Annotated in this window: 29 protein-coding genes; 16 read left to right on the top strand and 13 right to left on the bottom strand. The window is 35.9% G+C overall.

Features of this window, described 5'->3' with window-relative positions; translation table 11 throughout:
* Positions 1-437 precede the first annotated feature (437 nt).
* The 5 genes from frr to CVS93_RS09095 form a co-directional block, all read right to left on the bottom strand.
* Positions 438-995 carry a ribosome recycling factor gene (gene frr, locus CVS93_RS09115; RefSeq protein ID WP_072595202.1) on the bottom strand — a complete coding sequence of 186 codons (558 nt, stop codon included), beginning with the start codon at positions 993-995 and terminating at the stop codon, positions 438-440.
* On the bottom strand, positions 985-1,944 hold the full coding sequence (locus CVS93_RS09110; RefSeq protein WP_107687381.1) for a polysaccharide deacetylase family protein: 960 nt from the start codon (positions 1,942-1,944) through the stop codon (positions 985-987). The genes frr and CVS93_RS09110 overlap by 11 nt, the downstream gene beginning before the upstream one ends.
* A gap of 2 nt (positions 1,945-1,946) precedes the next feature.
* The gene (gene secG / locus CVS93_RS09105) at positions 1,947-2,276 is read right to left on the bottom strand and encodes a preprotein translocase subunit SecG (RefSeq protein ID WP_021091090.1); all 330 of its coding nucleotides are present in this window, start codon (positions 2,274-2,276) and stop codon (positions 1,947-1,949) included.
* A gap of 66 nt (positions 2,277-2,342) precedes the next feature.
* Positions 2,343-2,726 carry a thiamine-phosphate pyrophosphorylase gene (locus CVS93_RS09100; protein WP_103629387.1) on the bottom strand — a complete coding sequence of 128 codons (384 nt, stop codon included), beginning with the start codon at positions 2,724-2,726 and terminating at the stop codon, positions 2,343-2,345.
* The gene (locus CVS93_RS09095) at positions 2,719-3,417 is read right to left on the bottom strand and encodes a Bax inhibitor-1/YccA family protein (RefSeq protein ID WP_107687380.1); all 699 of its coding nucleotides are present in this window, start codon (positions 3,415-3,417) and stop codon (positions 2,719-2,721) included. The genes CVS93_RS09100 and CVS93_RS09095 overlap by 8 nt, the downstream gene beginning before the upstream one ends.
* Positions 3,418-3,587: 170 nt before the next feature.
* Between CVS93_RS09095 and CVS93_RS09090 the strand changes: the two genes are divergently transcribed.
* The 5 genes from CVS93_RS09090 to CVS93_RS09075 are packed head-to-tail and all read left to right on the top strand — an operon-like array spanning position 3,588 to position 8,406.
* A complete protein-coding gene (locus CVS93_RS09090) occupies positions 3,588-4,232 on the top strand; it encodes a carbonic anhydrase (RefSeq protein WP_107687379.1) in 645 nt (214 codons plus the stop codon).
* Entirely contained in the window at positions 4,225-6,069 is a 1,845-nt protein-coding gene (locus CVS93_RS09085) for a mechanosensitive ion channel domain-containing protein (protein WP_107687378.1), read from the top strand. Before CVS93_RS09090 ends, CVS93_RS09085 begins: the two co-directional genes overlap by 8 nt.
* A 10-nt stretch (positions 6,070-6,079) precedes the next feature.
* Entirely contained in the window at positions 6,080-6,238 is a 159-nt protein-coding gene (locus CVS93_RS09875; protein WP_021091126.1) for a hypothetical protein, read from the top strand.
* Between the two features lie 46 nt (positions 6,239-6,284).
* Positions 6,285-7,361: a GGDEF domain-containing protein gene (locus CVS93_RS09080; RefSeq protein WP_234400127.1), complete on the top strand. Its 1,077-nt coding sequence runs from the start codon at positions 6,285-6,287 to the stop codon at positions 7,359-7,361.
* Positions 7,354-8,406 (top strand): GGDEF domain-containing protein, encoded by a 1,053-nt coding sequence (locus tag CVS93_RS09075; protein WP_107687377.1) that lies wholly within the window; start codon positions 7,354-7,356, stop codon positions 8,404-8,406. The genes CVS93_RS09080 and CVS93_RS09075 overlap by 8 nt, the downstream gene beginning before the upstream one ends.
* A 25-nt stretch (positions 8,407-8,431) precedes the next feature.
* On the opposite strand, the gene CVS93_RS09070 is transcribed toward CVS93_RS09075, so the two are convergent.
* From CVS93_RS09070 to CVS93_RS09060, 3 genes are read right to left on the bottom strand one after another with little or no spacing between them, the layout of a single operon-like run.
* Positions 8,432-9,715: a TRAP transporter large permease gene (locus tag CVS93_RS09070; RefSeq protein WP_021091123.1), complete on the bottom strand. Its 1,284-nt coding sequence runs from the start codon at positions 9,713-9,715 to the stop codon at positions 8,432-8,434.
* Between the two features lie 11 nt (positions 9,716-9,726).
* Positions 9,727-10,269 (bottom strand): TRAP transporter small permease, encoded by a 543-nt coding sequence (locus CVS93_RS09065; protein ID WP_107687376.1) that lies wholly within the window; start codon positions 10,267-10,269, stop codon positions 9,727-9,729.
* The gene (locus CVS93_RS09060) at positions 10,269-11,261 is read right to left on the bottom strand and encodes a DctP family TRAP transporter solute-binding subunit (RefSeq protein ID WP_107687375.1); all 993 of its coding nucleotides are present in this window, start codon (positions 11,259-11,261) and stop codon (positions 10,269-10,271) included. Before CVS93_RS09060 ends, CVS93_RS09065 begins: the two co-directional genes overlap by 1 nt.
* A 444-nt stretch (positions 11,262-11,705) precedes the next feature.
* On the opposite strand from CVS93_RS09060, the gene sodB reads away from it, so the two are divergent.
* The gene (gene sodB, locus CVS93_RS09050; protein WP_107687373.1) at positions 11,706-12,323 is read left to right on the top strand and encodes a superoxide dismutase [Fe]; all 618 of its coding nucleotides are present in this window, start codon (positions 11,706-11,708) and stop codon (positions 12,321-12,323) included.
* 487 nt (positions 12,324-12,810) lie between these two features.
* Here sodB and CVS93_RS09045 read toward each other — a convergent pair whose 3' ends face one another.
* The gene (locus tag CVS93_RS09045; RefSeq protein WP_107687372.1) at positions 12,811-13,977 is read right to left on the bottom strand and encodes a MalY/PatB family protein; all 1,167 of its coding nucleotides are present in this window, start codon (positions 13,975-13,977) and stop codon (positions 12,811-12,813) included.
* Between the two features lie 99 nt (positions 13,978-14,076).
* On the opposite strand from CVS93_RS09045, the gene CVS93_RS09040 reads away from it, so the two are divergent.
* The 3 genes from CVS93_RS09040 (at position 14,077) to tpx (ending at position 16,431) form a co-directional block, all read left to right on the top strand.
* Positions 14,077-14,532: a DIP1984 family protein gene (locus tag CVS93_RS09040; RefSeq protein WP_107687371.1), complete on the top strand. Its 456-nt coding sequence runs from the start codon at positions 14,077-14,079 to the stop codon at positions 14,530-14,532.
* A gap of 217 nt (positions 14,533-14,749) precedes the next feature.
* A complete protein-coding gene (locus tag CVS93_RS09035) occupies positions 14,750-15,892 on the top strand; it encodes a trans-sulfuration enzyme family protein (RefSeq protein ID WP_107687370.1) in 1,143 nt (380 codons plus the stop codon).
* A 14-nt stretch (positions 15,893-15,906) separates the two neighbouring features.
* On the top strand, positions 15,907-16,431 hold the full coding sequence (gene tpx / locus CVS93_RS09030) for a thiol peroxidase (protein WP_084109897.1): 525 nt from the start codon (positions 15,907-15,909) through the stop codon (positions 16,429-16,431).
* A gap of 46 nt (positions 16,432-16,477) precedes the next feature.
* Here the strand turns inward: tpx and CVS93_RS09025 are convergent, their stop codons facing one another.
* From CVS93_RS09025 to CVS93_RS09010, 4 genes are all read right to left on the bottom strand, one after another.
* The gene (locus tag CVS93_RS09025) at positions 16,478-17,029 is read right to left on the bottom strand and encodes a ribonuclease HII (protein ID WP_107687369.1); all 552 of its coding nucleotides are present in this window, start codon (positions 17,027-17,029) and stop codon (positions 16,478-16,480) included.
* A complete protein-coding gene (locus CVS93_RS09020; protein ID WP_107687368.1) occupies positions 17,029-17,883 on the bottom strand; it encodes an S-adenosylmethionine tRNA ribosyltransferase in 855 nt (284 codons plus the stop codon). The genes CVS93_RS09025 and CVS93_RS09020 overlap by 1 nt, the downstream gene beginning before the upstream one ends.
* Before the next feature lie 78 nt (positions 17,884-17,961).
* Positions 17,962-19,056, bottom strand: coding sequence for an ATP-binding protein (locus tag CVS93_RS09015; RefSeq protein WP_107687367.1), 1,095 nt, complete (start codon positions 19,054-19,056; stop codon positions 17,962-17,964).
* A complete protein-coding gene (locus tag CVS93_RS09010; RefSeq protein ID WP_107687366.1) occupies positions 19,019-22,057 on the bottom strand; it encodes an Eco57I restriction-modification methylase domain-containing protein in 3,039 nt (1,012 codons plus the stop codon). The genes CVS93_RS09015 and CVS93_RS09010 overlap by 38 nt, the downstream gene beginning before the upstream one ends.
* A 257-nt stretch (positions 22,058-22,314) precedes the next feature.
* On the opposite strand from CVS93_RS09010, the gene rpsJ reads away from it, so the two are divergent.
* From rpsJ to rplV, 7 genes are read left to right on the top strand one after another with little or no spacing between them, the layout of a single operon-like run.
* Entirely contained in the window at positions 22,315-22,623 is a 309-nt protein-coding gene (rpsJ, locus tag CVS93_RS09005) for a 30S ribosomal protein S10 (RefSeq protein WP_009295257.1), read from the top strand.
* 20 nt (positions 22,624-22,643) lie between these two features.
* The gene (gene rplC / locus CVS93_RS09000; RefSeq protein WP_002941563.1) at positions 22,644-23,222 is read left to right on the top strand and encodes a 50S ribosomal protein L3; all 579 of its coding nucleotides are present in this window, start codon (positions 22,644-22,646) and stop codon (positions 23,220-23,222) included.
* On the top strand, positions 23,219-23,833 hold the full coding sequence (rplD, locus tag CVS93_RS08995) for a 50S ribosomal protein L4 (protein ID WP_012140561.1): 615 nt from the start codon (positions 23,219-23,221) through the stop codon (positions 23,831-23,833). Before rplC ends, rplD begins: the two co-directional genes overlap by 4 nt.
* A 1-nt stretch (position 23,834) precedes the next feature.
* Positions 23,835-24,116, top strand: coding sequence for a 50S ribosomal protein L23 (locus CVS93_RS08990; protein ID WP_002941535.1), 282 nt, complete (start codon positions 23,835-23,837; stop codon positions 24,114-24,116).
* Position 24,117: 1 nt separating this feature from the next.
* Entirely contained in the window at positions 24,118-24,951 is an 834-nt protein-coding gene (rplB, locus tag CVS93_RS08985; protein ID WP_107687365.1) for a 50S ribosomal protein L2, read from the top strand.
* 2 nt (positions 24,952-24,953) lie between these two features.
* The gene (gene rpsS / locus CVS93_RS08980) at positions 24,954-25,235 is read left to right on the top strand and encodes a 30S ribosomal protein S19 (RefSeq protein WP_002941639.1); all 282 of its coding nucleotides are present in this window, start codon (positions 24,954-24,956) and stop codon (positions 25,233-25,235) included.
* 11 nt (positions 25,236-25,246) lie between these two features.
* The gene (gene rplV, locus CVS93_RS08975; RefSeq protein ID WP_002941544.1) at positions 25,247-25,579 is read left to right on the top strand and encodes a 50S ribosomal protein L22; all 333 of its coding nucleotides are present in this window, start codon (positions 25,247-25,249) and stop codon (positions 25,577-25,579) included.

Raw genomic sequence — 25,579 nt, 5'->3', positions numbered from 1 at the left:
GCCCAAAATTTACTAGAACTAAAAATATCAGTAAATTTCTTATTCAAAGTAAGATATTGTAAGATAAGGAAAAGTTTAAGAGTTTTTATATTTTATTTTTGACTATCTTAAATTCTCAAAATAATATTTGTAGTAGCACATCCAAAATACATAATAGGTAGTAATCCAGTGTATAAATATACATAAAATTAATAATATTGAGTGAAAAAGTTAAGACAAACTCAAAATAAGAAATTAAATTAAAAATTCATGGAAATAGCTTAAAGACAAAGTGGTGGCTATATTTTATATAGTTAGGTTCTATTTATATTTAATAGGTAAAAACACAACAGATAAAAAATTAAATTAGCCACTAAATAAATATTTTTCTAAAATATTATTTTGAGAAAATATCTAGCCACATAAAAGTAGCTAGATAAGGAAAAATTTCTAAAAATTTAGATTTTTAAAAGCTCGGCTTCTTTTTCTTTTACAAGAGTATCGATTTTTGCAGTGTAGGTGTCAGTTATTTTTTGAACTTCATCCTGCCCCTTTTTGCTCTCGTCCTCAGTTATAGCTTTATCTTTTTCAAGCTTTTTGACTTCATCATTTGCGTCTTTTCTTACGTTTCTTATACTAACTTTGGCTTTTTCTCCCATTGATTTTGCATGTTTTGCATTTTCTTGGCGTTGCTCGACGGTCATAGGTGGAAAAAATAGCTTGACACTCTCACCATCACTATTTGGATTGACGCCGATATTTGCTGCCTGGATAGCTGAAGAGATCGCTTTTATCATGCTCTTTTCCCAAGGTGTGATGGCGATAGTTGAAGCGTCGCTTGTAAGCACAGTAGCTACTTGGTTGAGCGGAGTTGGCGAGCCGTAATAATCAACCATTACATGATCTACAATATTAATGTTTACCTTGCCCGTTCTAAGCGTTGTAAAATCGCGTTTTAATGAAGCGATTGCCTTCTCGCAGCCCTCTTTTTGTGTTTCATAAATTTTATTTAGCATTGATGTCCTTTATTAGAAGTTTTGTACTTCGTTGATGATCTACTTTTAGTGATATTAAAACTTTGCGTTTGTCGAGCGGTGGATCAAATTTACACTCAAAAACGCCATTTGTCATAGGTACTTTTTTAAAGCCGTCAAAGCCGGTCATGAAAAAGTTACCTTCGCTAGCATTTGTATCGGTTTTGATGATTAGCTTATCGATCGCATTATTTTGTGGATAGCTATCTGGAAATATCCACTGGGCATTTAGGAATTTACTATTAAAAGTTAGTGCTATTTTTGTACCGTTCATTACGGGCGTTCTATAAAGATCGTAAACATCACTCTTGTCTGAAACTGCACCTGAGTTTTGATTTAAAAGTGCTAAAAAACCAAATTCTTTTGCAAGTTTTACGACTCGACTATCGATCTCACCATAAGGTACTGCAAAGAATTTTGGCTTATAACCCATATGTTTTTCAAAGGTCTCTACACCCTTTTGAAAATCCTCTCTTAAGGCCTCATCGCTAAGCTTTGTCATCCTTGGATGAGCGTACGAGTGGTACCCAATCTCGCCATAAGCCTCAAGTTCTTTAATCTGATCAAAGTCCAAATAATCGCCATATTTATTTGCGCTGGCTTCCACATAAAGCATTAGCGCAAATGGATAGTTGTACTCTTTAAATACACTAAGGGCCTTGTCATAGAAACTTTTATAACCATCATCTACAGTGATGACGATCCAGTTATCAGGTATTTTTTCGCCAGCGTTTACAGCATCGACTAACTTTGAAAGTTTAACGACTTCATAGCCATTATTTTTGAAATATTCAAACTGCTCTCTTAAATTTTTAATAGAAATATCAGTGCTTGTATGTCTTGGATCGTCAAAGCGATGATAGACTAAAATATGAGCGTCTGCTAAAGCAAATGTTAGCGTCAAGAATGACGCTAAAAGTGTTTTTATCATTGTTATTTTGCTGGAGTCTGTGGTGCACTAGGAGCTGATGGTACGTCGTTTGACTTTGGTATGACTAGAGATTTACTATCGACGCTATCAACGATAGAGCGTTTTAGATCTTTATTGTAGAAGTATCCAAGTGCAAGTGTATTTAAGATAAATAAAATACCTACGATAAAAGTAAATTTAGCTAAAAATCCAGCTGGTCCTTTTGCTCCAAAAAGACTCTCGTTACTTCCGCTATATGCCCCAAGTCCGATAGATGAGCTTTTTTGAAGTAAAACAGCGATAGTTATGATGACAGCTAGAGCAAACTGTAAGATCAAAAATATTAAACTCACGAAATTTCCTTTAAATTTTTAAAAATAATTGATTGCGATTATACAAGAAAAGATTTAAATTTTTAGTTAAAGTTCTTTTTCAAGCTCATAAAGCTCGTATCTTATGCCTTTAAAAAGCTCGGCTTGTTCTAAATTTATGAGCTTAAAGCACTCTTCAAGCACGCGGGCACTCTCCTGGGCGCGCTTGAAATTTGCAGTGATTATCTCATCTAAATTTTTTCTAGCTTGCTCGCTTTTTGTGCTAGTTTTTAAAACGTCGTTTTGAGAATTTCTAAATTTTAAAAATTCTGTTTGTGGTATCTTTGCTTTGTGGCGGAGGGATTTTATCTTATAGGCGAGCTTGGCGTTATCAAAGACATATCTTTTTATATCTTCAACAACGCGAAGCCCTTCTTTTAGTCTATTTAGATTCGCATCTATTACTCGGTAGATGCGCTCATCTTTAGTCATTTCTATTAAAAATTCCTAAAATTTGTAGTAATGATGTAAATAGATTTACAAAATCAAGATACAAAGCAACTGCGCCTTCAACTGGAGTTTCGTAGTTTCCACGGATAATATTTTGCGTATCAAAAAGTATATATGCGCTAAATAGGATCGATGAAATACTTGCGATTACAAGTTGAAACATTGTGCTTTTAACAAAGATATTGATAATAGCTGCTGCAACGATAACAATTAACGTTATGAACAACATTTTACCCATTGTTGTAAAGTCGCGTTTTGTATTCATTGCAAAGACACTTAACGCACCAAAAGCAACTGTTGTTAGTCCAAATGCTTGAGCTACGATACCAGCTCCACTTGGCATAGCCAAGATCGCTGAAAGTAGCGGAGTTAGCGTAAGACCACTTATGAAAGTAAACGCAAATAGAAGTATTAAATTTAATCCCTCTTTACGTTTAGCTGCCATTAAGCCAAAAAGTAGTACAAACTCGACTATAACAAGTCCCCAAAACAAAAATCTATTTGCTGCAAAAACGCCAGCAATGCTAATACCTACATAAGTGCCAGCTGTTGCTGAAAGTAGTGATGCTGCAAAAAGTTGATAAGTTTGTTTTATAAAAGTGCTTAGTGAGCTTTGAGAATACGCAAGTTCTTCTTGATTTTGTTTTGCGTAATTCCTATCATACAGACTCATTTTATCTCCTTATGAATTTTTGAATGAGTTTAGCCTAAAATAATTAAACAATGAATAAAAAGAATTTTAACAAATTATATTAGTTAAAAATTTATATATTAAAGTATTTTTTAGATTAAATAAAAGTTGCTATAATCGCGTAAAAATATAAAAAATGGAGATAAATTTTTATGGATGACTCGCTACTTGAAGGTGCGGTAAAATTTATGGAAGATGGCTTTTTGGAGCATGAAGAGCTCTTTAAAAGTCTACAAAATAGACAAGACCCACATACCCTTTTTATATCCTGTGTTGATTCAAGAGTAGTACCGAATTTGATAACAAACTGCCTTCCAGGTGAGCTTTTTATGGTACGAAATATTGCAAATATTGTGCCACCTTATAGAGTGAGTGAGGAATTTTTGGCAACGACTTCGGCTATCGAATATGCATTAGAGCTTTTAAATATCAAAAATATCATTATTTGCGGACACTCTGACTGCGGCGGATGTGCAGCGCTTTATATGGATGAAAAAAAGCTCAAAACTACGCCAAATGTTAGAAATTGGATAAAGCTAATAGAGCCGATCAAACGAGAAGTACTTAAATTTACAAGCGACGATCCAGCAAAAATGGCGTGGCTAACTGAGAGATTAAATGTTATAAATTCGATCGAAAATATAATGACTTATCCAAATGTAAAAGAGGAGTATGAAAGAGGAAATCTTCAAATTTATGGCTGGCACTACATTATAGAAGCCGGCGAAATTTTTAGCTACGATTTAAAAGAGGGCACATTCAAACTTTTAGCAGATAAAAGGGGTGAAAATGCGTAAAATTTTAACCATCGTCTTGCTCTCATTTATAATGCTTTTTGGTGCTGAAAATAATAAAACACAAGAAGAAAATATACTAAGTCTAACAAATCAAATTTTAACTTTAAACAACCAAATCCAAATCATAAAAGCACAGCAAAAAGATACAAACTCAACAAAAGCTGATAATTCAAATTTAGCTGGACTTCAAAAGAAAAAAAATGACCTTTTGGAAAAAATTCCACTATATGTTATGCAGATTGAAGTAACTCAAAACGATATTGATAAATTTATTTTGCAAAAAAATAATTTAGAAAAAAAAGTAGCTAGATTAGAGAAGCAATTAAATAAAGATGCTTATGTTCAAAGTGCTATTGAGCTTGAGAAAATGAAGATAGATTATGCTTATTTATCGGCTTTAATTAATCTTGAAGAGATATTTAAAAAAGGTGCTAAAGCAAACTCTATAAAAGAGGTGATAGATAACGGACTTTTAAATTTACAAACAAATTCTTACGTCAGTATAAAAGAGCTAAAAGATTCTCTAAATGAGACTTCAAGCTCTTACGATAACGCATTTGCCGAGCTTGATTTAAAAAAAGAGACTGATGAGGAAATTTTAATCTATCTTAAAAACAATGCCGATCTTCTGAGCTCAAGCATGATCTTATCAGAGCTAAATTTAGTCGATACGGTCGAATATATAAATAAGCTAACTTCTATAAATTCGGCAAAATTTAACGTTGGTAAGATCGTAGTTATAATCGTAGTATTTTTATTTTTTGTCTCACTTACAAGAATTCTTGCCAAACTCACGTACTGGCTTATGTCACTTATTGCCTCTGGTGAAGGTGTAAAGGAGGCAAAGGATCAGATAGTAGATATCGTTAAAAAACCTATCTCTGCACTTCTTATCATTTATGCGCTAAATATTTGTATCGGTGTTGGCTTTTATCCAGTACCAGTGCCACTAACTCTAGCAAATATCTTCTCGATCGTCTATATAGTCGCATTTTCATGGCTTGTTTTAACCATTCTAAATGGTTATGGCATAGTAATAATCGATAAAATCGCTCAAAAGAGCAGACGAAAAGAGGTCGTAAATTTAGTTTTAAAAGTGGTCTATGTAATTGTATTAATAATCGCACTTTTACTAATTCTTCAAAAGCTTGGCTTTGATATATCAGCACTCATAGCCTCCCTTGGTATCGGCGGTCTTGCTGTTGCATTTGCTGCAAAGGACATCATCGCAAACTTCTTTGCTTCTGTTATGATGCTCTTTGATAACTCATTTTCGCAAGGAGATTGGATAGTTTGTGGTGATATAGAGGGCACTGTCGTTGAGGTTGGCTTTAGAAAGACGACTATTAGAAGTTTTGATAATGCTTTAATCTTTGTGCCAAACTCAAAGCTAGCAAGTGATCCTGTTAGAAACTGGAGTAGAAGAAAAGTCGGTAGACGTATTAGAATGCTAATAGGTATTGAATATGGAGCGACAACTGATGAGATTAAAAAATGTGTAGATGACATAAAAACTATGTTGATAAATCATCCAGATATTGCCAAAAGTGAGGATATAACAGCAAAGAAAAAAGGGCTAAAATATAGACAAAGTATAGTTTCGGTTGATGATTATGCTGGATATAAATCAAATTTATTTGTCGTAGTTGATGATTTTGCAGATAGCTCGATAAATATCTTAGTTTATTGTTTTGCAAAGACTATCGTTTGGGGAGAATTTTTAGATGTCAAGCAAGATGTAATGCTAAAGATTATGGATATTTTAAAGCAAAATGGTCTAAATTTCGCATTCCCAAGCCAAAGCTTGTATATTGAAAGTGTCAAAGATAAAATTTAAGGAGAAAACAATGAGTGATGATTTTGACTATGAAGAAGTAGAAGAAGACTACTCTGAATTTAATGACGATGAGGACGATAGTAGCGATAGTTATGACTATAATTACGATGAAAATGACTACAACTACGAAGATAGTGACGAGGACGAGGATAGTTACGACTCTTATTAGAAATACTTAATGAAATTTAATGGAATAAATTTACAGGGAGTTTTGTTTGACACACGATTTTGTAGATCAAAGTAGTTATAAAGCGATCGATGATATCTATAAAACGATATTAGACGTTATGATAGCTGCAAATGCACTATCTTTGTTGCTTTTTATGATCATAGCTACACCACTACTTTTTATGTGCTTATTATTTATAGCAGCTGGAATATTGCTTAGAATAAAATTTGACATAAAATATAGAGTATTAATATCCCTTGCATTTCACCTAAATATCATATTACTTGTTACTATTGTTACTACTATAGGTTGGAATACTGGAATTTGGATAATACTTGTTGGTGTAATTTTTATAAACTACTTCCTAGCGTTTGATTCAAAGAGTCTTACTTATATAATGGCATTTTTAGAATTAATCTTGCTTATACTTCTTTATTTTATTCACAAAGATGAGGCACCGCTGATCCCATCTGCTATACGAGGGGCGATAGTCGTGTGCAGTATTGTTTTTGCTTTTTTTATTGTTTTAAGACTTTCAATGTTTGCAGATATCATCACTTCTAGTGGATATCAGCAAATAAGAAAAGAGACGGAAGAGCTTGAAAAGGACTCAAAGCATGATTTTTTAACGCAGCTTTTAAATAGAAGAACAATAGAAAAAACTTTAAGATTTGAACTAATTGCCAACAAGGAAAGAAGTGGTAATACAAATTTAGTCATAATGCTAGGCGATATTGATAATTTTAAAAAAATAAATGATACATATGGGCATGACTGCGGTGATGAGGTCTTAAAAGATGTAGCCAGTGCTTTAAAGAAATCATTTAGAGGTAAAGACTATGTTTGCCGCTGGGGCGGAGAAGAATTTTTGATAATCTTGCCCGATACAAAGATAGAATTTATCCACGAAGTGAGCAAAAGGCTTAAAAAACAGATAAACAACGCAAAACTTCCAGATAAAACTTCAGTTACTATGACCTTTGGCATGCTAATATGTGCAAATGGTGTTGAGGTGGATTTTGAGGAAGCCATAACTTTAGTAGATAAGCTGCTTTACGAAGGCAAGCAAAATGGCAAAGACCGTATCGAATTAGAAATTTTAAAAAAGGGCTCGGATGCGTAGAATTTCACTCTATACGACCCAAAAACTTATCATATTTTCAATATTATTAACTCACGTCTGTTATTTTTTCATTTTTTTATTTATGAAAGAAGAAATTCTAGCAGTTACGAATATATTTTCAGTAGCAACCTATCTTTTTCTTTTAAGGCTTATTTACGATAGTCCTGAAAATAACAAGATAACAATGGTAATAGTCCAGCTTGAAATTTTATTTCATGCATTGGTTTGTATGCTGACACTTGGATGGGGATATGGATTTGGGTTATTGTTTTTAGCATCGTCATTAATACTGTTTTTTACTTCATTTACCTATAAATTTTTTAACTACATAATAGTTGCAGTGCAAATAATTTTATCCATAGCCTGCTATGTATATTTAGATGGCCAGCCTGTAAAAGATTTTGAAGGCTTTAAAGATCTACTTTTTGTTTTTAACTTAAGTATAGTTTGTGTATTTTCGGTTATTGTTTCGTATCTTTTGGAGAGCTCAAATTTATTTATATTTTTAAGCATCTTAGAGGAAAAAGAGATGGCTGAAAATATCTTAAATCACGATCCATTAACAGGGCTTTTAAACCGCACTTCGATACAGAAAATTTTAAGCCAAAATGATCTTTATAAAAATAGGGACTTTGCTATCGTTATGTGCGATATTGATAACTTTAAAAAAATAAATGACACTTATGGACACGGCGCAGGAGATGCTGTTTTAAGAAGCTTATCAGGCATATTTAAAAACACATTTAGAGATAAAGATAGAGTAGCTAGATTTGGCGGAGAAGAATTTTTAGCAGTCGTCTTGGGCGTAAAAAAAGACGCAGCTGTAAGTATCGTAGAACGTGTTAGAGAGACTTTGAGTAAAAATATAGTTGAGTTTGAAAACATAAAGATCAACGCAACTATGACTTTTGGATTAGTTGCTCATGATGGTACGGGAGAATTTAACTTAGAAAAGATGATAAAACAAGCTGATAATCTACTTTATGTTGGTAAGCGAAGTGGTAAAAATATTGTTATGAGTGCAGATTACGACCCAAAAGTATAAATTTAGAGGCAAGAGCCTCTAAATTTTAATGTCCATACATTATGTTTGGCAACCAAAGAGAAATTTGTGGTATATAAGTAACCAAGATAAGGCCAAAGAACAAAGTAAGTGTCCAAGGCAAGCATGCCATGATGACCTCTTTTAAGTTCATATTTGTAAGACCGCTTGCGACAAATAAATTTAGTCCAACAGGCGGAGTCACCATACCTATCTCCATATTTACAACTAAGATAATGCCAAAATGTATCGGATCTATGCCAAGTTGCGTTGAAATCGGAAGCAATAGTGGCACCATGATCATGATAACGCTTGAAGGCTCCATAAATTGACCCATGATAAAGAGCAGGATATTTACAAATATCAAAAATCCTATCATACCAATATTTGCGTCAAGTATCATCGAAGCGATCGCTTGAGGGATCTGCTCGCTAGTTAGCAAATATGCAAAAACAACGGCGTTTGCGATAATGAAAAATATCATAGCTGTTGTAAGAGCCGAGTCTAGGCAGATGTCCCAAAGATCTTTTATCTTTATATCTCTATAGATAAAAAGTGAGATAAATAGCGCATAGACCGCACTTGCCGCAGCAGCTTCAGTTGGAGTAAAGATTCCTCCATAAATTCCGCCAATGACCACGACAACGATTAAAAGCGCCCAAAATGCTTTGGCAAATTTCTGCACTCTTACTTTAAATGGCTCAGCCTTAGTTGCTTTAAAACCAAGCTTTTTTGCTCCGACATAGGTTTGAACGAGCATAAAGGCTCCAAGCATAAGACCAGGCACAACACCAGCCATAAAGAGCTTGCCGATACTAACCTCAGCAGTTACGCCATAAACTATCATAACAACTGAAGGCGGGATCAAAATTCCAAGCGAGCCGGCCGTTGTTATGCCGCCAACTGCGTACTCTTTTGGATAGCCAGCCTCTTTTATCGCTGCAAACATAATTGAGCCAATAGCTACAACCGTCGCAGGCGAGCTTCCAGAGACCGCTGCAAAGATGATGCAGGCAAATATCGCGCTCATAGGTAAACCACCTGGCAAGTGTCCGACCATAGACTTTGCAAAGTCGATGATACGCCTTGCTGAGCCACCTTTGCTTAGTAAATTTCCAGCCAAGATAAACATCGGGATCGCCATTAACGAAAATTTATTGATACCATCAAAAATTAGCTGTGGGATCGTAGCGATGTCTATGTCTGTAAAAAATATCATCGTCAAAACGGTGCTAGTTCCCAGTGAAACAGCCACAGGCACGCCTATTAGCATTAGCGCAAAAAGTAGGATAAATAAAAATGCTATTGTCATCTTTTTTCTCCTTAATCTTTAACTACGCTACCATGAGCTAGCTCGTGCGCTTCGTTGCTTACGACATTTTCAGCAGGCGTTAGAGCTACTTTTATGGCTTTTTCGGTCGAGCGGTAGCTAGCTGTGACAAAGGCTATTGGAAGCACTATCATAGGTACCCATTGTGGTATGCCAAGGTCTATTATCATCTGCTCGATCTCGTGCAAAATTTTGAGATAATCAATCGAATAAACTGCGATAAATATCAAAAAGACAGTTGTTAAGATATGTGAAAAGAGCAGGCATACTTTCGCGAGCGCTGGTGGAAATTTTTCCACCAAGATAGTTACGCTCACGTGAATGCCCTTGTTAAAGCCGTATGCCGCGGCAAAAAACGCCGACCAGATAAAAAGATAGTTTGATAGCTCACTCGCCCATGACCAGCTTTTATCGAAAAAATATCTAGCCATAACGTTTGCAAAGGCTAGCAATGTTCCACTTGCGAGCCCAACTACTGCGATAGTTTTATTTAGTGAGGCTATCGCTATATCAAGGACATTAAAAAAACTCTTCATTATTTTGTTCCAAGAGTCTTTTCTATGAGGTCTTTACCGATAACATCATAAAATTTAGGATAGATTGACTGCATAACCTTTTGCCATTCTGCCTTTTGTGCGTCATCGATCTTATAAATTTCTAGTTTTTTACTAGCAGCGATATATTTTTCAAGTTCAGCTATGACGTGAGCGTCCTCTTTTGCTGTCTCTTCTCTCTCAAAAGCTGTCGCTTCGCTTAGAGCTTGTTTTACATTTGCTTTTAGATCATCTGGTAGCTTGCTCCAAAATTTATCGCTCATAATGACTAAATAGCCCAAATATCCGTGACTTGAAAGTGTGAGCGAGCTTTGAACTTCGTGAAATTTTGAGTTATAGAAATTTGAAAGCGGGTTTTCAGTCGCATCAACTACGCCTTGTTGAAGTGCAGAGTAAACCTCTGAAAATGGTAAAACTTGTGGGTTGCCACCAACTACTTTAATTTGTTCTTCAAGTACCTTTGAGCTTTGGATTCTAAATTTTTGTCCTTTTGCATCTTCTGGCACAAGAACTGGCTTTTTGCTTGAGCTAAAATGCTTAAATCCAGCATCCCAATAATCAAGCGCCACAAAGCCTTTTTTAGTTACAAGGCCTTTTAGCTCCTCACCGACCTCGCCATCTTGGACCTTATGAAGGTGCTCTGCATCTTTAAAGATGAAAGGCAGGTCAAATAGCTGAAACTGCGGCACAATAGGCGTAAATTTTGAAAAACTTGGAGCTGCCATTTGAACGTTGCCAAGCTTTAACGCACCAAAAACCCTATCATCATCAAGTAGTTGAGCTGATGGGAAAACTTGAACTTTTAGTTTACCGCCACTTAGCTCCTCAGCACGTTTAGCAAAAAAGTCAGCTGCCTTGCCTTTTGGTGTAGAAGCTGCAACAACGTGAGCAAATTTGATCGTATAGACTTTGTCTGCACCAAATGCTAAGCCACTGATGGCACAAGTGAAAAGTAAAGCTTGTAAGAATTTCATCTTTTATCCTTTGTAATGGTTTTGTTAAACGTATTATAAATTTCAAAAATAAAAATTTAGAAATTTTGTTTCGTAAATTCACAGCTATTTATTTTTGTATGTGTATTTTAGTAACAATTATGCTCTTAAAGGCTAATTTATATTTTTGAAAAATTTTTATAGTTTTTTAATAACTAAACTTTTAAAGTATACTTGTTACTTTTTTACACATAAAATTTATTTTATTTTTACATTTAATAAATTTTTGAATCCATTTAAACAAATGCATAGGATATTTTGCTCTAAATTTTTCTTTTCTATAAGTTTAAAAGCCAGCCAAAAAAATGTAAGTTTAGTATTGCTTAAATTTAGCCTATATTTTGCGGCTAAATTTAAAAGGTTTTTGTTTATTAATTTTTTATGGCTATAATACGAAACAACAAATTTTATTATTAAGGAATTATTATGTTTGAACTTAGAAAACTTCCATTTGATGCAAATAGCAATGCAGTAGTTAGCGCAAAAACCTGTGAATACCACTATGGCAAGCATCATGCAACTTACGTAGCAAATTTAAACAATCTTATAAAAGATACAAAACTTGCTAACGCATCTTTTTATGAAATTCTAACAAATAGCGAAGGTGGGCTTTACAATAACGTTGCTCAAGTTTACAACCACGACTTTTACTGGGACTGCATCGCTAAAAAAAGTGAGATGTCAAGCGAGCTAAAAGCTGCAATCGAAGCAAATTTTGCAAATTTTAAAGAGGAGTTTTTAAAAGCAGCCACAACGCTTTTTGGCTCAGGCTGGGCGTGGCTTGTCTTTGATCCAAGCAGCAAAAAGCTAGAGATCGTGCAAACTAGCAATGCAAAAACTCCAGTGAGCGATGGCAAAGTGCCACTTCTAGTCGTTGATGTTTGGGAGCACGCTTACTACATCGACAACTTCAACGCCCGCCCAAAATACCTAGAGACATTTTATGAGAATATAAACTGGGAATTTGTTAGCAAAGCTTACGAGTGGGCACTAAAAGAGGGTCTTGGCTCAGTTGAGTTTTACACAAAAGAGCTTCATAAATAATATCTGGCGGGGCTTTCCCGCCTTTAAATTTCTACTTTTATCTAAATTTTTAAAGTTATCAAATTTATCAGCAAAAATTGCCTTGTTTTAAAAGAAAGTGCAACTTCGAAATGGCTTAAAATTTTGTTTTAGCAAATAATTTCTCTTAAATTTAAAGCCAGCACAGTTCAATTTTGGTTTTCTAAATTTCAAAATCACCGCTAAATTTATAAGCTACAGACACTATCTTGACAGCTTTAAAGTAGTATAAAATATTCGCTTTATTGGTCTGCTCTATTGTAGTTTGGCGGTTTTATGCTTAAATTTAAAGCAACCAAATAAAAACTAGTGTAGGCCATCTTGCCTTTAAATTTATCAGCAAAACTTGATTTGATGTTAAAAAAATGGTGGTGGGGGGCAATTTTTACTGCTTCAAAAATGCTCCGAGCTGTATTAATTAGGCAAGGGTAGCTTAAATTTCAAAGCCATCTTGCCAAATTTACTCAATTTATCTTTTTGAAGTGTATAAATTTATACCATTTTGTAAGCGTTTTAGCCCCTCAAGCACTCTGGCTCTTTGGGTTGCTATATTCATACGTAGGAAAAATCTATCTCCCCTGTAAGCATTGCCATCATTTAGCCAAAGCCCAGCTTTATCACGCAAGAAATTCATAAAGTCGCTCGAATCCTCGCAAAACGCGCTACAATCAAGCCATAAAAGATAAGTCGCATTTGAAGGCAGAAGTTTTACTGGCAAATTTTGCTCTTTTATGAAATTTATAACGATTTTTTTGTTTTCAAAGAGATAATCCCTAAGTTCATCAAGCCATGTTTGACTATCGTTAAATGCCGCTATTGTCGCAGTTATCGCAAAGGCGTTTGCTTCACCTATCTCATCATAATTTACAGCTGCATTTATTCTGGCGCGTATCTGCTCATTTGGCGTGACGATGGCTGAGCTTTGAAGTCCAGCTATATTAAAGGCTTTTGTAGGTGAGACGCATGTGATTGAGTTATTTTTGCACTCTTCGCTAACGCTGATAAATGGCACGTAGCTTAGCCCAGGATCAGTTATATCGCAGTGAATTTCATCGCTGATAACCAAAACATCATGCTTATAGCAAAGCTCGCCTATTTTTTTAAGCGTCTCTTTGTCCCAAATTTTTCCTATTGGGTTGTGAGGATTGCAAAGGAGCATCATAGTTGTTAGTGGTTGAGCTAGCTTTGCCTCAAGGTCTTCAAAATCAATCTCATAAGAGCCATCTTTATAGACAAGGTCATTTGATAAAATTTCACGACCATTATTTTTGATGCAGTTAAAAAATACGTGATATACGGGAGCTTGAACTAAAATTTGATCACCTGGATTGCTAAATCTTCTAATCGCAGTAGAAATCGCTGGTATAACACCAGTACAAAAGCACATCCACTCATTTTCAAAGCTAACATCATGACGCCTCTTCCACCAGCCTTTAATCGCTTCGTTCCACTCTTTTGGAATAAATGAGTAGCCAAAGACGCCATTATCAAGACGCTTTTGTAGGGCATTTAAAATTTCAGGTGCAGCCTTAAAATCCATATCAGCAACCCACATTGGCAAAACATCATTTTTCATTCGCCATTTTGATGAGTTAGTGCCATCTCTGCTAATAAGCGTATCAAAATCGTACTTCATAGCTTTTCCTTAAAATAAAATTTTAAATCAATTATAACCCAAAAGATACTAATATAATTTGAAATTTTCTCTCAATTTAATATTTCAAAAGGAAAAATGATGAAATTAGCTCAGGCTCTCATTTTAAGAGCCGATACACAAAAACGTTTAGAGCAGCTAAAAGGTAGGTTACTCGATAATGCAAAAATGCAAGAAAATGAAAGACCTAGTGAAGATCCAAAACTTCTTTTAAAAGAGCTTGATAGGCTAAGCGATGAGCTATTTAGACTGATCTTGACTATAAATTTAACAAACTCAAGTGCAAAATTTGAAGGCGCGAGTCTAACTGAAATGATCGCTAAAAAAGATACGCTAAGCCAAAAAGCAAGCGTGCTTAGGGATTTTGCCAAAAGCGCAAGCCAAAAGGTCGATCTTTACTCAAATAGCGAGATAAAAATTTTAAGTAGTGTTGATGTGGCCACGCTCCAAAAGCAAATAGACGAGCTATCCAAAGAGATCAGAGAGCTAGATATGAAGCTACAAGAGGCAAACTGGCAAGTTGATCTTGTAGAGTAAAATTTATGGTGAAAATGTAGCTAAAGGCGAGTAAAAAAGAAAAATTTATTAGGCTTGCGGGGAGAGAGCAAAAGCTTAAATTTATCCCAGCAATTTAAAAAATGCATTCTTAAAAATAAATGTTACTACCACTTACTGATTTAGCTACGTTTTGGGTGGGTTTGGGGAAGATTAATCTTTATTATGTAAGATTTCACAAATTTTTAAAAGGAAATTTATGAAACTTGACACCTTGATCGTAAAGGGAATTGAAGCTAAAAATAATCCAAATAAAGCTGTCATTCCGCCTGTTTTTTTAGCAAGTACATTTGTGCAAGATGATCTTGAAAATTTTCAAGAATTTGCATATTCTCGTGGTAGCAACCCAACCAAAAAGGCATTTGATGAAATTTTTGCAAAGGTTGAAGGCAGCAAATATGCATTTAGCTTTGGTTCAGGCATGGCAGCAACAGCGGCGGCACTTAGCCTTATAAAAACAGGGCAAAAGGTCCTACTAAATAGCAATGTCTATGGTGGCACTTATAGATATGTCACGACTGTTTTTGAAAGCCACGGCATAAAGAGCGAATTTATAGACGATCTAAATTTTTTAAGTGAAGATGATATAAGTGACGACGTGGCGGCGATATTCATCGAAACTCCGTCAAATCCTCTCTTAAGAGCGACAGACATCGCTAGAATTTCAAAGATCGCTCACAAAAAGGGCGCTCTAGTCATCGTGGATAACACATTTTTAACGCCTTATTATCAAAGAGTACTTGATCATGGAGCTGATATCGTGGTTTATAGCGCTACAAAATATATCGGCGGACACGCTGACGTGATCGCTGGTATCGTCACGCTAAACGATGATGCTTTGGCTGAGAAGATAAAATTTGCTAAAAACACGCTTGGTGGAATCATCAGCCCGATGGACGCATACTATCTAATACGTGGGCTTAAAACGCTTAGCGTTAGGTTTGATAGACAAACGCAAAATACCCATAAAATAATCAAATTTTTGCAGAATAATGACGCAGTTAGCGTGGTGCATTTTGCCGGCTCATATAGCGAGCAAGAGGCAAAGATACAAGCGGCTCAAGCAAGCGACATCGGCGCGCTCATCTCATTTGAGCTTGATGAAAAATATGATGTAAATAAATTTGTAAAATCGCTAGAAATTTTTGATCTAGCGGTAAGTCTTGGTGGCGTAGAAAGCCTTATTTGCAGGCCTGCAACGATGACGCATGAGGCATATCCAAAAGAGGTGCTAGATAAGATCGGCATAAAGCAAAACTTGCTTCGCCTAGCAATCGGTATCGAAAACGCTGATGATCTAATGGCAGATCTTGATCAAGCATTTAAAAAAGTAAAAAAATAATAAAGGAGACAGATATGGCAACTACAAAATTTAAAGGTAGTGAGGTAAATTTAAGTGGAAATGAGGTCTTTGTTGGCTCTTATGCGCCTGAAGCAAAAGTTGTAGCGCAAGATCTTAGCGAGTTTAGTGTAGGTGGAAATAATGGCGTAGAAGTACTTGTTTGCTTGCCATCACTTGATACTGGCGTTTGCGCAGCAGAGGCTCGTAAATTTAACGAAAAAGTAGCTGGCAAACACGGCGTAAAACTTAGCATCATCTCAAATGATTTGCCATTTGCGATGGGTAGATTTTGCACGACTGAAGGCATAGCAAATTTACATGTTGGAAGTGACTTTAGATACGGAGAATTTGCTAAAAACTATGGCGTTTTAATGAGCGATGGCCCACTAAAAGGACTACTTGCAAGAGCGGTATTTGTCATCAATGATGGCGTAATAATTCACAAACAAATCGTCCCTGAAGTGACAGAAGAGCCAAACTACGATGCTGTATTTGATGCTATTAAAAGTAGCGGTAGTTGTGGTTGTGGCTGCCATTAAAAAAAGGCGTTATCTAAGCATCTATTTGATGCTTAGATAATTAATCTTAGTCAAATAGAGATTTTTCAAAAGATTTTACTACAAAGCTTTTTCTATGAAGGCTTGAATAGCCAAACTTAGTAATGGCATCTAAATGTGCCTTTGTGCCGTATCCTTTGTGCCCAGCAAAGCCGTACTTTGAGTAAATTTTATCCCAGCCTTTCATCAAACTATCACGACTAACCTTTGCTAATATGCTAGCAGCGCTTACCCCAGCGACTTTGCTATCAGCTTTTATCATCGTTGTGATACCAACGCCATAGTCTAAATTTCCATCATAAATGATCTCAAAACCCTCAAAGTGCGCCTTAAAAATTTTGAGCGCTCGTCTTAAGCACTCACTTAGCCCAAGTTCGTCTATTTGTGTATTTGAGAAGTAGATGATGAGAAAATTTGAGCTTTTTATGATCTCTTTAAAAAGCTCCTCACGCTTTTTTGCAGTTAGTTTTTTGGAGTCGTTTAGACCTGAAATTTCTTTATTTAGCACACAGGCTGCTACGCTTAAAGGCCCAGCTAAAGCCCCACGTCCAGCCTCATCTATGCCACAAATTTTTGCCATTAAAGTCCGATTTCATCGCTAAAGTAAGGTCTTAGCTCATCAAGTGGCACGCTAATTTGCTCCTCATTTAAAAAGGTAAGCCCAAGCGGCGAAAGTACAAAATTTTCGCTAACGCCTGCTGTTGCGAGGATTGCTTTTAGATGAGGGTCGTTCATATCTTTAAAAATCTGCTTTAACTTTAGTTTTTTGTTGGTTTTAAGTAAGACGACATCGCAGCTAGTTTTATTATTTTTATAGGTGCAGATGCTTTTTATTTTGTCATTTATATAGTAGATGTTATCTAGGCTCTCAAATTGGTTATTTGGCCATTTTTTACGCTCACTTTTTAGGTCATAAAGTGTCGAGAGTAATTTATTTTTATTTTTTTTAGCCGATTCTTTGGCAAATATGTCGTTAATTATAGCTTCGTATCTCGTGCCATTTGCTTCAGTCATTTGGATGCCAATATTTAGCATTTCATACTCTTTTTCTTTTTTGATAGTCGCATTATAGGCTTTGTTTTTAACGATTATTTTGCCCTTTAGCTCGCCATTTTCATTTTTAACGTCTAAATTTATCTTATCAGATACAGCATTTAGCGATGAAATTTCACTGATATTTTGCTCAAGATTACCTTTTTCGTAGTCATATTTTGTACCATCAAAAAAGATATGTCCGCTTATCTTGGCTGGCACTTTAAAGCTCTTGCTCTGCTTAAAATTTTCAAATTCATCTTTAAAATAGTTCATATAAACTTCAAATTTTATACCATTTGCCTCGCCAATAAATTTATAAAATTTTGCCCAGTTTTCGTGATTTATCTCATAGCCAAATAGGCTTACTATAAGTATAAAAATCCCAATAAATGCTCTCATGTCCGTCCTTCATAGTTTTTTTGATTATAGCTTCTTTACTTTAAGCTTTTAAAACAATAATCAAATAAAGGTTTAAATTTATAAACCTAGACTCCACCTAGAAAATGGTAAAATTTCGCATTTTATGCCCTCAAAGCTAAGCTCAGTTTGGTTTGCGACGCTGATTATCTGAAGCTTACTTACACCCAGTTCTTTTAAGCTTGCGTGGAGTTTTTTAAATTTTAAAAAGATGATCTCTGGCGCAGAAAACGGCACACAGATGATTGCGATCTTCCTTTTATTAAGGAAGAAATCAATCTCTTTTGTGTAGTAAATTTCATCTTTAAATTTAAGCAACTCACAAAAAACTACATTTGCAAAGACAGCCAAAAAGTCCTTTTTTAGATACAAAGCGTTACGAAGTGCAAAATTTGTAAAGTAGAGCTTTTTGCTCGTGCTGCTCTCATCTAAATTTGGTACTAATTCTATAAAGCTATTTTCATTAAGGCTGGCTACTGTGTTATAGACACTATCTTTTGAGATTTTCATATGCTCTTTTAGATTTTTATAGATACCAAAAGTACTAAGCACATCGTGACATTTTGGAGCACATTCTTTTAAAATCGTAATGCTTTGCTCGCTTAAATTTGCTTTTAATAGCTGCTGCAAGTGTGCTGTGACCTCGCTGGAGTCTAAAAAGGCACTTGCTATCTCGTTGCCGTGAGCCAAAAAGTAGCTAAAAAGCAGGTCTTGGTCCAAATTTTTTTTAAAAAATAGTATAAATTCCTCGTAGTCGAGATAGTTTAAATTTATACGAGCAAAGCCGTCAATCGTGAGTGAAAATTCCTTGCTTGTAAGGATGATATTTTCAAGTGTTGCGCCCTTTAAAAAGCCTAAATTTGCAAGGTCAGCAGCTTGTAAATTTTCAACTGCAAGAACCTTTATCTGGGCATTTTTTTCTAAAAATTCTTTCAAATTTGCTAAAAGCAAGGCTCTGTCTATCCTTAGATCATCTAAATTTACATAAAGCCTCTCCTCGCTTTTATAATGGCTCAAGAACTCATAAACAAGGGCTGTTTTGCCACTTGAAATGGCGCCTATTATAAGCGTCTTTGGCGAGATGATTTCGTATTTTCTGGGGATAAATTTACTTGATTTAAGCGGCTGATTGTAATAAAGCTCTAATTGGTTCATTTTCTCCCCTTTGTAAGATGTATATGTAAATTTTTGTTATACCGTCAATTCCCCCCCCCCTTATTATAAGCGCGATCTCATCGCTTGTTAGTTCATAAAGCTCAAAAACAAGTTTGTCTATTTTTTCGTCACTTGCCTTGATTTTGTCGTTTAGCGCATCGATATTTTCTTTGGCTTCTAGCTTTTCATCAAGAGTTAAAGTAGGCATATGCTTCTCGTAAAGCTTGATCTTTTCATTGGCTTTTAAAATTTCATCGACCAAATTTATTATCTCGTTTGCTAAATTTTCATTTTGTGACGCGATTTGTGGGATAGGCAAAATTTCTAAGCGATTTGTTGTTATTTCGCCTTCAAGTCCACCTCCAGCATAGAAAAAGTTGAAAATTTTATAAACAGCTGTTGAATTTAAAAAGGCTAATAAAAATTTTAGATTTTCGCCAGTTATGCAATATGCAGTATTGTTTGGAATATTATTATTTGTATCGTAAGCAAATTTCGGACTTTGCACAATTTTTGCACATAAAATTTTCTCTTTTTCGAATTCCTCAAGATATGCGCAGTTTCGCAGATTATAAGGAGTGGCTCCTTTATCAGAACGATTGGAAAGTTTCGGCTCAAATTTATCAAGATATAGTTTTAGCTTAGGAAAATTATCTATATTGATGCGAGGCTCGGTGCCATATCCATTATGGATATTTATGAGCCACAGTCCAGCCCACTCATAGTCATAACGCTTTATATCTTGACCTCGTAAGATCGGCCTAATGAGCTTTTGCGTCCACTCTCTTTCTTCTCCAGTGCAGTTATTTAAAATTTTATTACGGGTGTCACTATCAATAATAAATACTTCATTTAGTCCTGTTTTGATACCAGAATGAATTTTTATGCCCCAATTTTTTAATGGCTCTGCAACTTTTTCGATTTTACTTTTTAGCTCAAATTTACTTTTATCTAAAAAGGTGAAATTTGTTTCGTTTAGCGTGGATTGTGGTATTTGGATAAATTTTTGCATTTTTAAATTTATGGTGCTTGAAGCTAGGAAATTAAATTTTGAATTTTCACCTGCTCTTATTTTTTTAAAAATAGTAATCGCACTATCTACACTTGCGTCTTCAAAAACTTTAACCCCAGTAAAATCAATAATGTGTGTTATTTGTGTATTTTCTAATATAAATTTACGTAAATTTTCACCATAGCTGGCACGGAAAAATTTGTTTGAACATATAAAACCTAAAACCCCATTTTCTTTTAGATGTGTAATGCCAAGCTCATAAAAATAGACAAACAAATCAGCCGTGCCACTATAAACTTTATATTCTTGTAAGGCAGGCTTTTGCTCTTTTATCGCCTCTTGTCTGACATAGGGAGGATTGCCGATAACGACATCAAATTTAAAGTCAAAAGGAAATTCTAAAAGCGAGTTTGCTGCTACTAAATTTTTACTAAGATCTGTCAAAACTCGTCCCTTTACAGCTGTGCGGAGCCAAAGAGATAGCCTAGCGATCTCGACCGCATCGGCATTTATATCTACGCCGTAAAGGTTGTTTTCTAAAATGGTGCTTTCTATATCGTAAAGTCCCAAGCCCTCGCCCTCATATACTTTGCGGTAAGTGTCTAATGCGCCATGCTCGGCAATTAGAAATTCTAAAGCTTGGTTTAAAAATGCACCAGAGCCGCAAGCTGGATCAAGTATCTTAAGGGATAAGAGCCACTCGCGGTAAGCATAAATTTTGTCTTTGATCTCACTTTCTGCTTTGGTTAATTTTTTTGGGTTTTTTGGTGCTAATAGCTCATTTAGATCAAGCCCTAGCTCATCTTTTTTAGCTTTACAAAGCATGCCAAGTGAATTTTCAACTATAAATTCTGTTATAAACTCTGGTGTATAAAATATGCCATCTTTTTTACGTTTGCTCTGTTTGGCATCAAATTCATTACCATTTATTTGCGCATTTAGCTCTTCAAGGTCGTTTAGTGAGCTTTCAAAGATATGTCCTAGGATATTTACACCGATGTCGCTTAAAAAGTCATAGTCACTTAAAAACTGCGCTTCAAGCACGCTATCGTCTATCTTTAGTGAATTAAGCTCAGTATCTGTGGCAAAAAGACCGCCATTATAGCGTTTGATATCAAGACGCTCACTGCCTTCATCAATGGCTTTAAAGTAAATTTTGTAAAAGTCATAAAAACTAAGCTCGGTAACTTGGTTTTGAAATTTATCTTTTATCTCGGCTATCGTGCGAAGTCTTAGTAGTCCGCGGTCTTCGGCAAATAGTATGAAAACAAACCTGTCGCATAGTTTTTGAGTCAGGCTTAAAAGCCTATTTTTATCAATGCTGGCATTGTTTTTGCAAATATTTTTAAAAAGAGCAAGTCTAAAAGCACTAAAGTCTTTATAAAATTTGTTTGAAATTTCACGCTCGTGAGTGGCAAATTTCTCTTTTAGTTTTAGCGGCAGATCCGTGCTAATACTCTCAAAGCTAAGCAGCAAATGAAGTCTTTTAAACTCATCAAAGCTTGATGTAAAAAGGTCAAATTTTTCAAATGTTGTTTTATTGCCGATGTAAAAGCGTAGTTCGTTAAAATTTGAAACAACGACATATTTGGCATTGTCGTGTGAGACAAAATAGCGAAAAGCTTGATCTATTGGGCTAAGCTCGCGGTTGTATGGAGTTTTATCAAGATGCTGTGTAGTCTGATCTTTTAGCTCGATCACGCATCTAACTTCGCCATTTATCAGTATCGCCCCGTCTGCCTTTTTGCCGTCAGTTTCGTTCTTTTTCTCGCGCTCAAGATTGAAATTTGTAGGATTAGTAGTGTCTAAAGTGTAGCCAAGGCAGTTTTCAAAGATATCTTTTAGAAACTGCGTTTGAAATTTCTCTTCTTTGAAATTCTTAATGTCGCTAGCTTTTGCCTGATACATTTGCAAATTTATATAACGCTTTTTAAGCTTCTCCTCATCTTGATCTTGGGTTAGTAAGAATTTTGGATTAAAGATCGGCATCTTTTCTCTTTAAAATTTTAATTTCTTGGAATCTTATCTTTTTAAATTTTATATCTTCCTTATTAAAAGGAAATAATTAATCAAAATTCATCAAAAAACAACGTTTTTCTTGACAACTATAATAGCTTTTTTGTAAAATCGCGTTCTCTTTACGAAAAGACAAGCGTCTTTGCTCGTACGATCGCTTGATCCTATGCGAGTTATTTTGATGTAAAGAGGTCGCGAGTTTGCGACAAGTTCTTTTTAAAGGAAAACACATGGAAAGAATCAGGTTAAAGCTAAAAGCTTACGACCATAGAGTTCTAGACCGCACTGTTGCAGCAATCGTAGAAGCTGTCAAACGAACAGGTGCCGACGTTCGTGGCCCGGTACCAATGCCTACAAAGATCAAACGCTATACAGTCTTAAAATCTCCACACATCAACAAAGACTCACGTGAGCAGTTTGAGATGAGAATACACGCTCGTATGCTTGACATCGTAGCTGCTACTCCAGAAACTGTAGATAGCCTAACAAAACTCGACCTAGCTCCAGAAGTTAATGTCGAAGTTCGTGCGATGAAATAAGCGGACAAAAGGATAAGAGTATGGAATATATTGTAGAAAAAATAGGCATGAGTAGAACGATTGCCACGAAGAGTACGCCAGTTACACTACTTAAGCTAGTTGAGGCTAAAGTATGTGAGATCGACGAAAACAAACGTGCTATCGTAGCGTATGCCCACACTAAAGCAAACAACAAAGCTATCGCTGGTCAGCAAAAGAAATACAATCTGACTGCAGAATTTAACAAATTTGCTACGCTTGAAGTAGCTAATAGCGAAGTTGGAAACCTAGACTTTACACCATTAAATGAGGCTAAAATTTTAAAAGTTAGCTTTAACTCAAAAGGTAGAGGCTACCAAGGTGTGGTAAAAAGACATGGTTTCGGTGGTGGTCCAAAAAGCCACGGCTCACGTTTCCACAGACGCCACGGTTCAATTGGTAACTGCGAATGGCCAGGTCGTGTTCAACCAGGTATGAAAATGGCAGGACACATGGGCAATGAGAAAGTTACTGTTAAAAACGAGCTAATAAGCTTTGACGCTCAAAATGGCATCGTAGTTGTAAAAGGTTGCGTTCCTGGTCACAATGGTGCAATGGGTAAAATAAGGATTGTAAAATGAGTAAAATTCACGTATTAAACGATAAATTTGAAAATTCAGGCGAGTTAGAGCTTCCTGCAAGCTACGCTGAAGTAAATCCGCATAACCTATATCTTTATGTAAAATCTTACCTTGCTGGTATAAGAGCAAATTCGGCTCATACTAAAAGCCGTGCTTTTGTAAGCGGTGGTGGTAAAAAACCATGGAGACAAAAAGGACGTGGTGGTGCAAGAGCGGGTTCAACTAGAACTAACGTTTGGGTAGGCGGTGCAGTTGCATTTGGTCCAACAAACGAGAAAAACTATTTTCAAAAAGTCAATAAAAAACAAAAAAGACTAGCTCTTGAGTACGCTTTGGCAGTAAAAGCACAAGATGGTAAAATTTTCGCAGTAGATAGCATCTCAATCGAGTCTGGAAAGACAAAAGATGCAGCTAATATCATCAAAAATTTAAAAGTAAAAGACGCGCTTATCGTTAAAGATTTACTAGACGATAAAACACTACTTGCTTTTAGAAATTTAGCAAACTGCTATGTAGTAGATGCAAATGAGGTAAATGCTTATCTTGTCTCTACATTTAGTTCGGTTATTATTGAAAAAGCTGCACTAAAAACTATAACAAAAGAGGGCTAAAATGGCGGATATAACTGATATCAAAACAATTATTTATACAGAAAAAACTCTAGGCCTTCAAGAACAAGGCGTTGTTGTTATCCAAACTTCACCAAGAGTTACAAAAAACAGCTTAAAAGCGGTTTTACAAGAGTATTTTGGAGTAACGCCTGTTCGCGTAAATTCACTTAGAATTAGCGGCAAAGTTAAGCGTTTTAGAGGAAGAGCAGGTCAGCGTGACGAGATAAAGAAATTCTACGTTAAGTTACCTGAAGGCGTAAGCCTAGAAAATACGGAGGCGTAAGATGGCTATAAAATCATATAAACCATATACACCTAGTCGCAGATATATCACTGGACTAAGCTCTGAAGATATAACAGCCAAGCCAAGCGTTAGAAGCTTGCTTATTAAACTACCTGCATCTGGCGGTAGAAATAACAATGGTCGTATAACTTCAAGACATAAAGAGGCAGGTGCAAAAAAACTTTATCGTATCATCGACTTTAAACGTCGTAAATTTGGTATAGAAGGTAAGGTTGAAGCGATCGAGTACGATCCAAACAGAAACTGCCGTATCGCTCTTATAGCTTACAAAGATGGTGAAAAGCGCTATATCATTAGACCAAATGGCCTAAATGTCGGTGACGTTATCGCATCTATCGATGAGGGCTCACTAGATATTAAACCAGGCAACGCTATGAAACTAAGATTTATCCCAGTTGGTACTATCGTTCATAACGTAGAGCTAAAACCTGGTAAAGGCGCTCAGATAGCTCGTTCAGCTGGCGGTTATGCTCAGCTAATGGGTAAAGAAGAGAAGTATGTTATCTTAAGAATGCCAAGTGGCGAGATGAGACAAGTACTAGCTGAGTGTATGGCAAGTATCGGTGTAGTTGGCAACGAAGATTGGGCCAACATCACTATCGGTAAGGCCGGACGTAATCGCCACCGCGGTATCCGCCCACAAACACGTGGTTCTGCTATGAACCCAGTTGATCACCCACACGGTGGTGGTGAAGGTAAGAAAAATTCAGGCCGTCACCCAGTTACTCCATGGGGTAAACCAACTAAAGGTGCTAAGACTCGCCGTAAAAAAGCTAGCGATAAGCTTATAATTTCAAGAAGGAAAGGAAAATAGAGATGGCAAGATCACTCAAAAAAGGTCCTTTCGTAGATGATCATGTAATGAAAAAAGTTATTGCCGCAAAAAATGCAAACGATAACAAACCAATCAAGACTTGGTCAAGACGTAGCACGATTGTACCTGAAATGATTGGACTAACATTTAACGTTCATAATGGCAAGAGCTTTATTCCTGTATATGTTACAGAAAATCATATAGGCTATAAACTTGGCGAATTTGCTCCAACACGCACATTTAAGGGTCACAAAGGCTCAGTGCAAAAGAAAATCGGCAAGTAAGGGGAGATGATATGAGTAGAGCAATTATAAAATTCGTAAGACTTTCTCCTACAAAAGCAAGACTTATAGCAAGAGAAGTTCAAGGCATGAATGCCGAGCTAGCACTTGCAAGCTTGCAATTTATGCCAAATCGTGGTGCTAAATTTATAGCAAACGCTATTAGCTCAGCAGTAGCAAATGGCGGATTTGAGCCAGAAGAGGTTGTAGTAACTAGTTGCCGCGTTGACGCTGGTCCTGTATTAAAGAGATTTAGACCAAGAGCAAGAGGAACAGCGAGCAAAATTCGCAAACCTACTTCTCATGTAATGGTAGAAGTATCTAAACCTGAAAAGAAGGAAGCATAA

Origin of the sequence: Campylobacter concisus (assembly GCF_003048535.1) — a bacterium.
GTDB classification, from domain to species: domain Bacteria; phylum Campylobacterota; class Campylobacteria; order Campylobacterales; family Campylobacteraceae; genus Campylobacter_A; species Campylobacter_A concisus_S.
Note: the sequence above shows the minus strand (reverse complement) of the source record. Positions and strands in the feature narration are given on the sequence as shown.

Excerpts from the sequence above, each read along its gene's own strand:
- CVS93_RS09025 (WP_107687369.1), bottom strand. The coding sequence starts at position 17,029 with ATGGCAAAAATTTGTGGCATAGATGAGGCTGGACGTGGGGCTTTAGCT.
- CVS93_RS09010 (WP_107687366.1), bottom strand. The coding sequence starts at position 22,057 with ATGCCGATCTTTAATCCAAAATTCTTACTAACCCAAGATCAAGATGAG.
- rplB (WP_107687365.1), top strand. The coding sequence starts at position 24,118 with ATGGCTATAAAATCATATAAACCATATACACCTAGTCGCAGATATATC.
- rplC (WP_002941563.1), top strand. The coding sequence starts at position 22,644 with ATGGAATATATTGTAGAAAAAATAGGCATGAGTAGAACGATTGCCACG.
- CVS93_RS09095 (WP_107687380.1), bottom strand. The coding sequence starts at position 3,417 with ATGAGTCTGTATGATAGGAATTACGCAAAACAAAATCAAGAAGAACTT.
- tpx (WP_084109897.1), top strand. The coding sequence starts at position 15,907 with ATGGCAACTACAAAATTTAAAGGTAGTGAGGTAAATTTAAGTGGAAAT.
- CVS93_RS09020 (WP_107687368.1), bottom strand. The coding sequence starts at position 17,883 with ATGAGAGCATTTATTGGGATTTTTATACTTATAGTAAGCCTATTTGGC.
- CVS93_RS09065 (WP_107687376.1), bottom strand. The coding sequence starts at position 10,269 with ATGAAGAGTTTTTTTAATGTCCTTGATATAGCGATAGCCTCACTAAAT.
- CVS93_RS08990 (WP_002941535.1), top strand. The coding sequence starts at position 23,835 with ATGGCGGATATAACTGATATCAAAACAATTATTTATACAGAAAAAACT.
- CVS93_RS09110 (WP_107687381.1), bottom strand. The coding sequence starts at position 1,944 with ATGATAAAAACACTTTTAGCGTCATTCTTGACGCTAACATTTGCTTTA.
- rpsJ (WP_009295257.1), top strand. The coding sequence starts at position 22,315 with ATGGAAAGAATCAGGTTAAAGCTAAAAGCTTACGACCATAGAGTTCTA.
- CVS93_RS09085 (WP_107687378.1), top strand. The coding sequence starts at position 4,225 with ATGCGTAAAATTTTAACCATCGTCTTGCTCTCATTTATAATGCTTTTT.
- CVS93_RS09075 (WP_107687377.1), top strand. The coding sequence starts at position 7,354 with ATGCGTAGAATTTCACTCTATACGACCCAAAAACTTATCATATTTTCA.
- frr (WP_072595202.1), bottom strand. The coding sequence starts at position 995 with ATGCTAAATAAAATTTATGAAACACAAAAAGAGGGCTGCGAGAAGGCA.
- CVS93_RS09875 (WP_021091126.1), top strand. The coding sequence starts at position 6,080 with ATGAGTGATGATTTTGACTATGAAGAAGTAGAAGAAGACTACTCTGAA.
- CVS93_RS09090 (WP_107687379.1), top strand. The coding sequence starts at position 3,588 with ATGGATGACTCGCTACTTGAAGGTGCGGTAAAATTTATGGAAGATGGC.
- sodB (WP_107687373.1), top strand. The coding sequence starts at position 11,706 with ATGTTTGAACTTAGAAAACTTCCATTTGATGCAAATAGCAATGCAGTA.
- rplD (WP_012140561.1), top strand. The coding sequence starts at position 23,219 with ATGAGTAAAATTCACGTATTAAACGATAAATTTGAAAATTCAGGCGAG.
- CVS93_RS09015 (WP_107687367.1), bottom strand. The coding sequence starts at position 19,056 with ATGAACCAATTAGAGCTTTATTACAATCAGCCGCTTAAATCAAGTAAA.
- CVS93_RS09100 (WP_103629387.1), bottom strand. The coding sequence starts at position 2,726 with ATGACTAAAGATGAGCGCATCTACCGAGTAATAGATGCGAATCTAAAT.
- CVS93_RS09070 (WP_021091123.1), bottom strand. The coding sequence starts at position 9,715 with ATGACAATAGCATTTTTATTTATCCTACTTTTTGCGCTAATGCTAATA.
- CVS93_RS09035 (WP_107687370.1), top strand. The coding sequence starts at position 14,750 with ATGAAACTTGACACCTTGATCGTAAAGGGAATTGAAGCTAAAAATAAT.
- CVS93_RS09040 (WP_107687371.1), top strand. The coding sequence starts at position 14,077 with ATGAAATTAGCTCAGGCTCTCATTTTAAGAGCCGATACACAAAAACGT.
- CVS93_RS09060 (WP_107687375.1), bottom strand. The coding sequence starts at position 11,261 with ATGAAATTCTTACAAGCTTTACTTTTCACTTGTGCCATCAGTGGCTTA.
- rpsS (WP_002941639.1), top strand. The coding sequence starts at position 24,954 with ATGGCAAGATCACTCAAAAAAGGTCCTTTCGTAGATGATCATGTAATG.
- CVS93_RS09045 (WP_107687372.1), bottom strand. The coding sequence starts at position 13,977 with ATGAAGTACGATTTTGATACGCTTATTAGCAGAGATGGCACTAACTCA.
- rplV (WP_002941544.1), top strand. The coding sequence starts at position 25,247 with ATGAGTAGAGCAATTATAAAATTCGTAAGACTTTCTCCTACAAAAGCA.